The organism is Pectobacterium sp. A5351, from assembly GCF_028335745.1.
In the GTDB taxonomy this organism is placed as follows: domain Bacteria; phylum Pseudomonadota; class Gammaproteobacteria; order Enterobacterales; family Enterobacteriaceae; genus Pectobacterium.
Genome location: NZ_CP116477.1, coordinates 3,847,589 through 3,860,763 on the forward strand (window position 1 = coordinate 3,847,589; position 13,175 = coordinate 3,860,763).

At 53.1% G+C, this 13,175-nt stretch carries 7 protein-coding genes and 2 pseudogenes; 5 read left to right on the forward strand and 4 right to left on the reverse strand.

Features of this window, described 5'->3' with window-relative positions; translation table 11 throughout:
* Nucleotides 1–103: 103 nt before the first annotated feature.
* From O1Q74_RS17665 to O1Q74_RS17680, 4 genes and pseudogenes are all read left to right on the forward strand, one after another.
* On the forward strand, nt 104–1,060 hold the full coding sequence (locus O1Q74_RS17665; RefSeq protein WP_271874862.1) for an AraC family transcriptional regulator: 957 nt from the start codon (nt 104–106) through the stop codon (nt 1,058–1,060).
* Nucleotides 1,061–1,239: 179 nt separating this feature from the next.
* Nucleotides 1,240–3,219 (forward strand): annotated as a pseudogene (gene foxA, locus O1Q74_RS17670) (ferrioxamine B receptor FoxA); the annotation flags it as partial.
* Between the two features lie 81 nt (nt 3,220–3,300).
* Nucleotides 3,301–4,494, forward strand: a complete 1,194-nt coding sequence (locus tag O1Q74_RS17675; RefSeq protein WP_271874016.1) for an IS4 family transposase — start codon at nt 3,301–3,303, stop codon at nt 4,492–4,494.
* A gap of 17 nt (nt 4,495–4,511) precedes the next feature.
* Nucleotides 4,512–4,655, forward strand: a pseudogene (locus O1Q74_RS17680) (hypothetical protein); the annotation flags it as partial.
* 69 nt (nt 4,656–4,724) lie between these two features.
* On the opposite strand, the gene O1Q74_RS17685 reads toward O1Q74_RS17680, so the two are convergent.
* The gene (locus O1Q74_RS17685) at nt 4,725–6,179 is read right to left on the reverse strand and encodes a DASS family sodium-coupled anion symporter (RefSeq protein ID WP_271874863.1); all 1,455 of its coding nucleotides are present in this window, start codon (nt 6,177–6,179) and stop codon (nt 4,725–4,727) included.
* Between the two features lie 305 nt (nt 6,180–6,484).
* Here O1Q74_RS17685 and O1Q74_RS17690 point away from each other — a divergent pair, with 305 nt between their 5' ends.
* Nucleotides 6,485–8,131 carry a Na/Pi cotransporter family protein gene (locus O1Q74_RS17690; RefSeq protein ID WP_271874864.1) on the forward strand — a complete coding sequence of 549 codons (1,647 nt, stop codon included), beginning with the start codon at nt 6,485–6,487 and terminating at the stop codon, nt 8,129–8,131.
* A gap of 218 nt (nt 8,132–8,349) precedes the next feature.
* Here the strand turns inward: O1Q74_RS17690 and aceK are convergent, their stop codons facing one another.
* The 3 genes from aceK to aceB are packed head-to-tail and all read right to left on the reverse strand — an operon-like array spanning nt 8,350 to nt 13,112.
* Nucleotides 8,350–10,125, reverse strand: a complete 1,776-nt coding sequence (aceK, locus tag O1Q74_RS17695) for a bifunctional isocitrate dehydrogenase kinase/phosphatase (protein WP_271878982.1) — start codon at nt 10,123–10,125, stop codon at nt 8,350–8,352.
* Between the two features lie 49 nt (nt 10,126–10,174).
* Nucleotides 10,175–11,482 carry an isocitrate lyase gene (aceA, locus tag O1Q74_RS17700; RefSeq protein ID WP_271874865.1) on the reverse strand — a complete coding sequence of 436 codons (1,308 nt, stop codon included), beginning with the start codon at nt 11,480–11,482 and terminating at the stop codon, nt 10,175–10,177.
* 31 nt (nt 11,483–11,513) lie between these two features.
* Complete coding sequence (aceB, locus tag O1Q74_RS17705) at nt 11,514–13,112, reverse strand: malate synthase A (RefSeq protein WP_271874866.1); 1,599 nt, start codon at nt 13,110–13,112, stop codon at nt 11,514–11,516.
* Between the last annotated feature and the right edge of the window lie 63 nt (nt 13,113–13,175).

The window sequence follows — 13,175 nt, forward strand, 5'->3', positions numbered from 1 at the left end:
TGAATAACGATCTTTGTAGCGAATACGTCGCTGCGTCACGCTATGTCCGTTAATCTCAGACCTGACTCTGGGCGTTAAACAGGATGAGGATATCTTCCCGCTCATGCTCAAACGACTCTTTTCCATTGAGGATTTCTTCGACATCGGTGAACGTTACGGGATTGATTACCACTTCCCTCAACTTTCGTCTTGCCGCGATCGCACGAAAGAAAAACGTATCGTCGTGCAGGGTGATGTCGAAGAAATGACGCTCTCCTCCGGTATTTGCCTGACGAATTCCAACGTGCGCGTGTTGCAGCCCTACGAATCGACGTCTTTGCACTGCTGCCCGTTTTATACGTTGGTGGTGCTGGAAGGGTGCGTCGCGCTGCGCCTGAACGGTAAGGAGTTTGTGGTGCGGTCAGGTATGGCATTCAGCACCAGGCTGGGCGACCCGTTAGTCATGAACGCCAGCCACCTTGCGGATTGCCACCTTCGCACCGTATCACTGGGTATTTTTCCCGCCACTTTTGCTTTGAATCCGCTGTTGGGTTCGTTGCTGAACGAGTGGGAACAAGAGGGGAATCCGACGTTTTTATGGCAGGTTCCGGGACATTTGTTATCTGGGTTACAGCATGCGCTGGAAAGCACCACGCCGGGACTATCCCGCCAACTGATGCTGGAAGGCGTGATGCTACAACTGCTAGGGCAAGGCCTGTCATTCGGGCAATGCGCTGGAGAGCGGCGCGTATTACCTCCCCCCGGTGAACAGGAGCGGTTGGAGAACGTTCGCCGGCTTCTGGCTCAGCAGCCTGAAAAAGAATACACCCTGAATGAACTGGCACAACTGGCCGCGATGAGCAGCAGCAGCCTGCGCACCAAGTTTCGTCAGGCGTATGGTCATTCGGTTTTTGATTACCTGCGCGACTGTCGGCTGGAGCTGGCTCGACGCTATCTGGCACAGGGATACAGCGTTCAGCAGGCGGCCTGGATGTCGGGCTACCAGCACGCGACCAACTTTGCCACGGCTTTCCGGCGACGTTACGGTATGGCACCAAGCGATGCACGTATGCCCAGCTAGCGTTTCCCTTCATTACTCTCCCGAACATTATTTATGTCAGAGGCTGCCCGCCTGACATTTTCTCCCTGAGTTCCCGTTTTGTCATTGCGCATACGCAAGCTGTCACTGCGCATAGCTATTGCAAAACCAAAAACGGTAATAATTCTTATTTACAATAATAAGGTTTTGTGGAGATTCCCATGTTCAGAAAAACGCGACTGGCGCTGGTGGTCGGCTGTTTCACCGGTGGATTTACCGTGTCGGTACTGGCGCAGGATACGCCATCCCCTTCTTCTCAGGGTGATACGTTAGTCGTCACGTCTCAAACGCAACGCGGTGCGACCAAGCTGGAAACACCGGATATTGAGACTCCTCAGGCCGTTTCTATCATTACGCGCGATCAGATTCAGGAACAAGGGGCGACCAGCGTTCGGCAGGCGGTTGGCTATACACCGGGTGTGTATAACAACCAGATCGGCGCCTCCAACCGCTTTGACTACATGGTTCTGCGCGGCTTTTCCGACGGTAGCCTAGATAACGTCTATCTCGATGGGCTGAAGGTGATGGGGGATACCAACTCCCATAGTTCGCTGGTTATCGATCCCTGGTTCCTCGACAGCATTGAAGTGGTCAGAGGCCCGGCGTCCGTACTCTACGGCCGTTCTTCTCCTGGCGGGATTGTGGCGCTGAATTCCCGCCAGCCATCCTTCGATCGCAGTGGACAGATCAAACTGTTCGCAGGCAACAATGCACAACGTGGTGCGGCGTTTGATGTTACCGGGCCGCTGGATGATGACGAGCGTTTTGCGTTCCGTCTGGGTGGGATGGTCCGTGAAGCGGATACCCAATTTGGGCCGCTGAAAGAAGAACGCTATGCGGTTGCGCCTAGCCTGCTGTGGCGGATTTCCGACAAGACGCGTCTGGAATTGATGGCTTACCTGCAACGCGATCCTGAGGGCGGCAGCCATTCGGGTTTACCGTATGAAGGCACGGTGGTGGCGCATAACGGGCGGAAAATCTCGAACACCTTCTATGAAGGGGAAGAGAATTATGAGAAATACGACCGTAAGCAAAACATGGTGGGATACAACTTTGAGCACGGTTTTGATAGTGGCTGGGCGGTGCGCCAAAAACTGCGTTATCTGCGTACTAAGGTGCATTTGGATCAGGTATATGCCTATGGCTGGGAACCGTTGGGTAACAATACACTGACTCGCTACTACTCCGGTTCCCGTGAGTCGCTGTCGGCGATCACGTTAGATAATCAGCTTGATGGTAGCGTGGATACCGGCGCGGTAAACCACCGTCTACTGGTGGGAATCGACTATCAGCAGCGTAATAACAATGTGAACTGGCCTTCGGGTTCCTTCCCGGCGATCGACGCGTTTAATCCCGTTTACGGTTCTGGGCCAACAGCCATGTCTGGCACGCTGGAAAAACACAAGCTGCAACAAACCGGCATCTATATGCAGGATCAAATGAGCTGGGAACGCTGGCGTTTAACGTTGGGCGGTCGACACGATCAGGTGAAAGTGACCCACATTAACCAAACGAAAGGGACACACAGCGAGCTGGATAAAAACAACTTTAGCTCGCGTGCCGCGTTGCTTTATCTATTTGATAGTGGTTTTGCGCCGTATGTCAGCTATTCCACGGCCTTTACGCCGACCAGCTTCGCTGATGATAGCGGCAACGTACTGGAACCGATGAAGGGCAAGCAGTGGGAAGCCGGGATGAAGTATCAGCCTGAAGGTTCTCAGGATCAGTACAGCCTGTCGGTATTCCGTATTAATCAGAAAAATGTGGCGACCAAAGTTCAGCCTAACGATCCTTACCGTTCGATTGGTGAAATCGAGTCAGAAGGGGTGGAACTGGAGGCCGTGAGCCATATTACGGAGAATCTGCGTCTGCAAGCCGCTTATACCTATACGGATATTCGCTATAAGAAAAGCAGTGTGGCTGAGCAAGGAAAGCGTGCGGTGTACGCGCCGCGCAATCAGGCCAGCGCCTGGGCCAGCTATGATGTCAAAAGCGGTCCGCTGGATAGCCTGACTATTGGTTCTGGCGTGCGTTACGTGAACGGTGTGACCTCCGATCGTGCCAATACCCACACGCTGCCGTCTTATACGCTGGTGGATATGGCGATAGGATACGATCTCTCGAAAGTGGGTCTGAAAGGCTGAGGAATCCCCAGAAAACAAGACAGGCATAGAGTTTTATGATCTACTGATTTTCGCCAAAAAATTCAATGAGATCACCCTATGCCTGTCCGTAAAGTATGCCAGACTTTTTTCCGTCACGCTTTAGCTTCAACACATCAATATCGACAACATGCGCTTATTGATTCCACCGCTGCGTTGATAAGCGGTGCCACGCTTTCACTCACCTGCATCGGGCGTTATTTACCCGGCCCTGCTCGCGTGAAAGATAAAATAAAACGGGTTGACCGCCTTTTGGGAAACACTGCGCTTCATCACGATATCCCGAAAATATTTAATCAGATTACATCCATGATGACCAAAAACATGCCGTGGTGTGTTATTGCCGTCGACTGGAGTGGCTATCCCTCTCAGGATTTTCATGTCCTGCGTGCCAGCCTTGTCTGTGATGGCCGCGCTATCCCCTTGATGAGTCAGGTGGTTCCGTCAGAAAAGCAAAACAATATTTTGATACAGAAAGCCTTTCTTGACGCGCTTGCCTGTGCTATTGCCCCGCAAATGAAAGTCACCCTCATCACCGACGCGGGCTTCCACAATGAATGGTTTCGGCATATCAAAGCACTGGGATGGGACTTTATTGGTCGCATCCGGGGAAACGTAAAATTTTGCCTTCATCATGGCCCGGAACGCTGGCTGAACGTGAAAGACTGTACTGGCACGGCGCGCGCGGAATATCTGGGAGCCGGAACGCTGGCGCGTTCAAAAAAGGCGCAATGCAACGGACATTTTTATCTTTATAAAAAAGCGCCGAAAGGCCGAAAAAGCCAACGTCGCAAAGGGAAACCGAGCCATCCCACAACAGAAAAAGAACAGCGTGCGTCAGCTAAAGAGCCGTGGCTGCTATTTACCAGTACTGATGAATTCAAGCCCCATGAAATTATGAAACTCTACAGCAGGAGAATGCAGATTGAACAAAACTTTCGCGATGAAAAGAGTGAGAGATTTGGCTTTGGCTTACGCGCCTGTGGAAGCAAAACGGGTGAGCGGCTTTGGGTGCTGAGTTTGCTGGCAACACTGGCATCAATTGTTCTCTGGTTATTAGGATATCATTTTGAAAATAAAGGTCTTCATCTTCATTATCAGGCGAACAGCCTTAAAAGTCGAAGAGTGATATCGTTTTTGACACTGGCGGAAAATGTACTGCGGCATTCACCGCGAATAATCAGGCGAGTGAAGCTGGAGAGTATTTTAGCCCAACTCACCAGCACCTACCGAAATATGGTGCTGGTTTATTAGCGATGATTTTGTGGGGATCCCTCAGTCTGAAAGGGCTAAGCACGCAGCTTAATGTGAACAACCTGACTGATAAACGCTATGTCTCCGCCTGTAACTCGCTGGAATTCTGCTATTTCGGTGCCGAGCGCAGCGTTGTTGGCAGCGTCTCTTATTCGTTCTAATCGTTTGTTTTCTCTGTGATAAAAAAGCCGGAGCAACCCGGCTTTTTCATTTCATTCCTTCTCTCACACTTAATACAGACCAATGACCTTCCACCACAGCAGACCCGCACTCATAAAGATCGCCTGATTGACCAGACTGACGACGAAGCCCGTGCGCCACCAGATAGCGGTGGGCACGTAGCCCGCGCCGAACAGGATGGGGCCGCGTGCGTGGGTATATTGCGTCAGTGAACAGTACAGGCTGCTGGTAAACGCCAGCATGAACGCCATCGGCACCGCGGGAATGTTCAGGTTGATTCCGACACCGAGGAACACCGCAAAAAGCGCGGCGATCTGCGCGTTGCCGCTGGCGAAGAAATAGTGAGTGTAGAAGTAGGCCGCATTCAGCAGCAATAGCACCAATACCCAACTGGTTCCCTGCATCAGGTGGCCGATGTTGCTGCCGATGAGATCGCCAAACCAGTTCGTGAAGCCGAGCTTTTTCAACTGATTCGCCATCATCAGCAGGGCAGCGAACCAAATCAGCGTATCCCAGGCGCCTTTCTCGCTCTTCACGTCTTCCCAGCTCAGTACGCCAGTCAACAGCAGGAAAGACAGCCCAACGAACGAGGCCGTTGTGGCATCCACACCTAAGCGGTCGCCAAAAATCCACAGCACCAGCAGCAGGATGACGGTAAATGCCATCAGCCATTCACCGCGGCTCATGTTGCCCATTTTGGCCAGTTCGGCGACGGCCAGTTTTGGCGCATCCGGCGTATGGCGAATTTCCGGCCTGGTCAGCCAGTAAACGAGCAGGGGAACAACGGCCAGAGAGATCAAACAGGGCACGAGCGCTGCCAGAAACCAGCTCCCCCAGGTGATGGTCACCCCCGCGTTGGCTGCGAGTTTCACCGCCAGCAGGTTGCCAGTGTAGGCGGTCATAAACAGCGCTGCTGTCACGTCGTTAACGTTACCGATGCAGGTAATCAGGAAGGTGCCAATCTTACTCCGCGAGGCATCCTCCGGTTTGGAATCGAAGCTGCGCGATAGCGAATCGGCAATCGGATAAATAATCCCACCGCAGCGTGCGGTGTTGCTCGGCATCGCAGGGGAAAGTACCAGATCGGCAAAGGCCAGCCCGTAAGCCAGACCCAGCGTGCGTTTCCCAAGCAGACGGATCATCTGCAAGGCGATGCGGCGGCCCAGACCCGTTTTGATAAATCCGCGAGCGATCATGAATGCCACAACAATCAGCCAGATCAGCGAGCTGTTCAGGTCGCTGAGTGCGGTCTGTATCGCGCTGCTGGCCGTTGTATCCCCTGCGGCATACGTCAGCGCAAAGATCGTGATACTGATAATACCGATAGCCCCAATCGGGAGAACATTCGCGACAATACACACGATCGTTGCGACGAAAATGACGGCGGAGTGCCAGGCGGCGGGGCTTAAGCCGGTTGGGGGTTCCATTTGCCAAAAAAAGGCGGCGATGGCAAGAATCACGATCAGTGGGAGCCAGTTCAGTCCATACGAGGTTTTCGTCTTCATCCATTTTCCTTACACGAGCTAGCGGAATAATGCGGGACTATAACCCATAAGAGTCATAGGGATAAAAAGAGCATAGCGCTAACCGGGGAAGGCGTGAGGCAAAATTATGGGCTTATTGATTTGGATTCTGTTTTTTAAATATTGTCAGTTAATTAATTTTTATCATTAATTGACTACTGAACGATTTTGCTCCGGCGCGGGCTGCCTCGCAATACGGTCTGCTAACATCTGGTAAGATGGTCGTTCATTACGTCATCAACAGATCGTATTTCATCAACACATGTTTAGCTGGAGGCGCGGATTTTTTGTTAACACTGCTGAATCTCCTTTCTGCGATTGCGTTACTGGTGTGGGGCACTCACATTGTCCGTACCGGTATTATGCGGGTTTATGGCACCCAGCTACGGCGGGTTCTCAGCGACAGCGTTGAGAAAAAACCGTTGGCTTTTATGGCCGGTATTGGCGTTACTGCGCTGGTGCAGAGCAGCAATGCGACCGCGTTGCTGACGACCTCGTTTGTCTCACAGGGGCTGGTGGCGCTAACGCCTGCGCTGGTGATTATTCTCGGGGCTGATGTCGGGACGGCACTGATGGTGCGAATTCTGACGTTCGATCTGTCCTGGCTTTCTCCGCTGCTGATTTTTCTTGGCGTGATATTTTTCCTCAGCCGCAAGCAGACGCGGGTTGGTCAGATTGGCCGTGTGGCGATTGGGCTCGGGCTGATTCTGCTGGCGCTGGAAATGATTGTCGTGGCTGCTGCCCCGATCACGCAGACGTCGGGCGTGAAGGTGCTGTTTTCCTCGTTGACGGGCGACGTCATGCTGGACGCACTGGTTGGCGCGCTGTTCGCGGTGATTACCTATTCCAGTCTGGCAGCGGTGCTGCTGACAGCTACCTTGACGGCAAGCGGTGTGATTTCGCTGGAAGTGGCGATGTGTCTGGTCATTGGTGCCAATCTGGGTAGTGGATTGCTGACGATGATGAGCACCTCGACGCAGAATGCGGAGGGGCGACGCGTGGCGCTCGGCAGCATGCTGTTCAAGCTGATCGGGTGTCTGGCCGTGATGCCGCTGGTTGAGCCGCTTTCGCGCTGGCTGACGCGTATTCCGCTGGGTGCAGAAGAGCTGGTGATTTACTTCCACCTGTTCTACAACCTGATCCGTTGCCTGCTGCTGATTCCGCTGACCGGCGTGGTGGCGCGCCTGTCCTGTATGATGATTGCGGACTCACCGCAGGTCGATCTTCAGATGAAACCGCGCCATTTGGACACCAGCTCGCTGGACACGCCAGCGCTGGCGTTGACCAATGCTGCGCGGGAAACGCTGCGAATTGGTGATGTGCTGGAGCAGATGCTGCGGTTGTACCGCGACGTGTTGCAGGGCGACCATATGCAGCGCCGGGAGATTCGCCGGCTTGATGATGATGTCGATATTCTTTACACCGCGATTAAGCTCTATCTGGCGCAGATTCAGAAAGATGGGTTGGATGAACGGGATTCCCGACGCTGGGCTGAAGTGATCGAAGTGGCGCTGAATCTGGAACAGGCGGGAGATATTATCGAGCGCATGGCAGACGACATCGCCAATCATTCCTCCGGCGTGCGGATGGCGTTTTCTGCACAGGGGCTGGAAGAGCTGAATCAACTGCATGAACAACTGCTGGCGAATTTGCGTCTGGGGCTATCGGTTTTCCTGTCGGAGGATATCACCAGCGCGAAACGCTTGCGTCGTGCCAAACACCGATTCCGCATTATGAACCGTCGTTATGCGCATGCGCACGTCGATCGCTTACATCAGCACAACGTACAGAGTCTGGAAACCAGCTCGCTCCATTTGAGCTTACTCGGGGACATGAACCGACTGAACTCACTGTTCTGTGCGGTAGCGTATAACGTCTTGATTGTGCAGCAGGATGGGGAAGAGGAGTGTGAAGAATCACCGTTAGCGCTGTGACCCCCCGGGAAACGTCTTAGTAATATTTTTATGCAGACTAAGAGGCCGTTTCGCGCACGATAATACCGTTATATTCATGTTACCGCGTAGCACGCGCCCGACACGGAACGGCCCAATCACCGCTCGCCCTGGCCCCAGGTTCCTGACGAACATTATGCCATTAACGCGGTTCCATCGGTGTTCCCGAGCACAAGTCGAGCCCACCGCTGCATAATTTTTTAGGCCGGATAACGGCAAAGGCCAGAATCATTCTCAGTTGTGGTGTATAGCGGCTCAGCACGCTGGCTAAAACGCTTCCTCCGCCGGTAGGCGTACACATCCTCAATGTGCCCTTCCCTGATACGCTGCTGTAGCGCTCGCCAGTAATCCGCGCAAAACAGATCACCGTGCATTTCCTCAAACAGCGTACGAATGTGGCGGTCGCTACACAGGAAATGGGGAAACTCTTCGGGAAACACATCATTCGGCGCGACGCTGTACCACGGTTCTGCGGCCAGTTCATCTTCCGGGTAACGCGGCGGCGGTATTTTGCGAAAGTTCACCTCGGTCATGTAGCAAATTTCATCGTAGTCATAAAATACGACTCGCCCATGACGCGTGACGCCGAAATTCTTGAATAGCATGTCGCCGGGGAAAATGTTCGCCGCAGCCAGCTGTTTGATGGCATTGCCATATTCTTCAATCACATCATGCAACTGCTGTGCGTTTGCCTGCTCCAGATAGAGATTCAACGGCGTCATCCGGCGTTCCATGTACAAGTGCCGGATCACCAACCGATCGCCCAGATCTTCGAGCTTTTCCGGTACTTCACGCCAAAGCTCATCCAGCAGTTCCGGGCTGATGCGATACTTATCAATGACGAAGTTTTCATATTCCTGCGTATCCGCCATGCGCCCAACGCGATCGTGCTCTTTCACCAGTTGATAGCACGCCATGACCCGCTCCGCACTCACCTCTTTCTGCGGCGCAAAACGATCTTTGATGACCTTAAAGACGCGATCGAAAGAAGGCAGCGTAAACACCAGCATCACCATCCCTTTCACGCCGGGCGCGATGATGAACTGCTCTTCTGATTCAGCAATGTAGTGCAGGTATTCACGGTAATACTCGGTTTTACTGTGCTTCTGGCAGCCAATCGCCAGGTAAAGCTCCGCCGTCGTCTTCCCCGGCAAAATATCCCGCAGCCAGGCCACCAGCGCAGACGGCAACGGGGCATACACCATGAAGTAAGAACGGGCGAAACCAAACACAATGCTGGCATCCGCCTGACCGGTTAAGCAGGTATCAATAAACAGCGCACCGCGCTCATTGTGGTGAATCGGCAACAGGAACGGAAAAATACCGTCAGGGAGCGACAGCTTGCCCACCAACCAGGCCGCTTTGTTGCGATAAAACAGCTCGTTAGCCACCTGTAACGTCGCCTGAGCAAGCTGTTCCGCAGAGAAAGTGCGCTGTAAATACGCCGCGATATAACCAATATCACGTGGCAAATCTTCCCACGGTAGCCGCAGCGGCACATCACCCAACAATTTTTCCAACATGTTATGCCAGCCGTCGGTTGGCATAAATGTCTTGGCGATAGGTCGGGGAATCTCACGAAAGCGCTGTTCAGGCTGAGAACTGAAAACAAACAGCTTATCCGGCGTCAGTTCCCGATGGTTAAACAGCCGACAATAGACAGAATTAAAGAAACTCTCAGCAATCTCAAAACGCGGGTAATCCGGCAGTAAGCGGGTGTAGATATGCTTCACTCGCGCCAAAAAATCCGCGTCATCACAGCGGATACCGGTAATACAGCGCAACTGTTCAACCACCAAACCAACGTGGTGATCGTATAGGTGAATACGCTGTTTCATTGCCTGTTGTACGGCAGGCCAGTCAGCCTGTTCAAAGCGCTGCTGCGCCCCCGCCGTCACTTCGAGAAAACGTCCATATTGCGCATCAAACCCTTGCAGGATCGTCTGCGCCACCAGCTTTTCAAGGTCACGCGTCATCATGATCTCCAGATGAAACCCGGCCAGCGGTTCACTGACCGGGTTAGGATCAGAACTGCTGTTCTTCCGTCGATCCCGTCAGCGCCGTCACCGAAGACTCGCCTCCCTGAATGATGTTTGTCACCTTATCGAAGTAGCCGGTCCCTACCTCCTGCTGATGTGATGAGAAGGTATAGCCATCTTTAATCGCTTCAAACTCAGGCTGCTGTACCTTTTCTACGTAGTGTCTCATCCCTTCACCCTGCGCATAGGCATGCGCCAGGTCAAACATGTTGAACCACATACTGTGGATACCCGCCAGCGTAATGAACTGATACTTGTAACCCATCGCCGACAACTCATCCTGAAAACGCGCAATCGTGCTGTCATCCAGATTCTTCTTCCAGTTAAAGGAAGGTGAACAGTTGTATGCCAGCAGCTTACCGGGGAACTTCGCGTGGATAGCTTCAGCAAAACGGCGCGCCAGCGATAAATCCGGTGTAGACGTCTCACACCACACCAGATCGGCATAAGGTGCATAGGCCAAACCGCGGCTGATAGCCTGCTCAATCCCGGCACGGGTGCGATAGAATCCTTCTACCGTGCGTTCGCCGGTGATGAAATCACGATCGTACTCATCACAGTCAGACGTCAGCAAATCCGCCGCATCCGCATCGGTTCGCGCAACCAGTAAAGTAGGCACCCCCAACACATCTGCCGCCAGACGCGCCGCAACCAGCTTCTGAACCGCTTCCTGAGTGGGAACCAGCACTTTACCGCCCATGTGTCCGCATTTTTTCGCCGATGCCAATTGATCTTCAAAGTGAACTGCCGCCGCACCGGCTTCAATCATCGATTTCATCAGCTCAAACGCGTTAAGTACGCCGCCGAATCCCGCCTCCGCATCCGCAACAATCGGCAGGAAGTAGTCGGTATGGCGCTTGTCGCCCGGTTCAATGCGGTTCGCCCACTGAATCTGATCGGCACGCCGAAAAGTGTTATTGATGCGTTCAATCACCGCAGGCACAGAGTTCGCTGGGTAGAGCGACTGATCGGGATACATGCTCGACGCCAGATTGGCATCCGCCGCCACCTGCCAGCCAGAAAGGTAAATCGCTTCAATACCGGCTTTCGCCTGCTGTAAAGCCTGCCCTCCCGTCAGCGCCCCCAGGCAATTCACATAGCCTTTGCGGGCGTCACCATGCAGCAGATTCCACAACTTAGCTGCACCGAGCTGCGCGAGCGTACATTCCGGGTTCACCGAGCCCCGTAGATTAATCACATTTTCTGCGCTGTAAGGGCGCGTAATACCTTCCCAGCGGGCGGTTTTCCACTCTTTTTCAATATGCTGGACTTGTTGGGTACGAGAGGTTGTCATAGCAGAGGTTCCTTTTTATTATCAGTCAGGATTAATCAAGCAGTGCGTAGCCGGGTAATGTCAGGAAGTCGATCAGCTCATCTTGCGTGGTGATTTGCTCCATCAGCCGGGCGGCGTCATCAAAGCGTCCTCCACTGAAACGGGCATCACCGAGCTCCTCCTGTACCACAAACATCTCTTCGGCCAGCATCTGGCGGAACAGCGCCTTGGTGATCACGCGACCATCGCTCAATGTCTTGCCGTGGCGAATCCACTGCCAAATTGAGGTACGGGAAATTTCTGCCGTCGCCGCGTCCTCCATCAGCCCATAAATCGGGACGCAGCCATTACCGGATATCCATGCTTCGATGTACTGCACCGCAACACGAATATTCGCGCGCATCCCCACTTCTGTTCGCTCTCCCGGACAAGGCTCCAGCAATTCCTCAGCGCGAATGGAGGCATCTTGCTCACGGCGAATATCGAGCTGATTTTTACGCCCACCTAACGCCCGATCGAACACCTCCATCACCGCATCTGCCAGCCCCGGATGAGCCACCCAGGTGCCATCGTGACCATTGTGAGCTTCCAGCTCTTTGTCTTTACGAACCTTGTCTAACACCCAGTTATTGCGTTCCGCATCCTTACTTGGGATGAACGCCGCCATCCCGCCCATCGCGAACGCACCACGGCGATGGCAGGTTTTGATCAACAGCCGCGAATAAGCGCTAAGGAAAGGTTTTTCCATCGTCACCGACTGGCGGTCGGGCAAAACGCGATCGCCGTGGTTCTTTAATGTTTTGATATAGCTGAAGATGTAGTCCCAGCGGCCACAGTTCAGCCCAACGATATGGTCACGTAGGTGATAGAGGATCTCGTCCATCTGGAAAACGGCAGGCAGCGTTTCAATCAACACCGTTGCCTTGATCGTCCCGCGCGGCAAATTAAAACGATCTTCCGTGTAGCAGAAGACATCGTTCCACCAGGCCGCTTCCTGCCATGACTGCGTCTTTGGCAGATAGAAATAAGGGCCGCTCCCTTTCTTCAGCAGTTCCTGATAGTTGTGGAAAAAATACAGCCCGAAATCGAACAGGCTGCCAGGAATCGCTTCCCCTTGCCAGGACACATGTTTCTCGGGCAAATGCAAACCGCGTACACGACAAATCAACACGGCAGGGTTGGGCTTCAACTGGTAGATTTTTCCTGTTTCATTGATATAGGAAATCGTACCGCGTACGGCATCACGTAAGTTGATTTGCCCGTCGATAACCTTTTCCCATCCCGGCGACAGTGAATCCTCAAAGTCCGCCATGAAAACCTTCACATTGGCATTCAATGCATTGATTACCATCTTGCGTTCAACCGGACCGGTAATCTCAACACGACGATCCTGAAGGTCATCGGGAATACCGCGTATTGTCCACGCTTTATCACGAATGGAAGCCGTTTCTGAAATAAAATCAGGTAGCTTACCCTGATCGATATTACGCTGCTGGATCTGCCGTTCGGCGAGCAACTGATTACGTGCCGGTGTGAAATGCGCGACCAGCTCCGTTAAAAAATCAATCGCTTCCTCCGTAAGAATTTGCTTCTCACCTTCGCCAAAACGCTGACTAAACGCCAATTCTCTGTTTATCGTCTGCTGCATCATTCGTGGTTCCTTTTCAGATTCCGCTTCATTCATCAACAACCGCCAAATCGGCAAACCAGTATG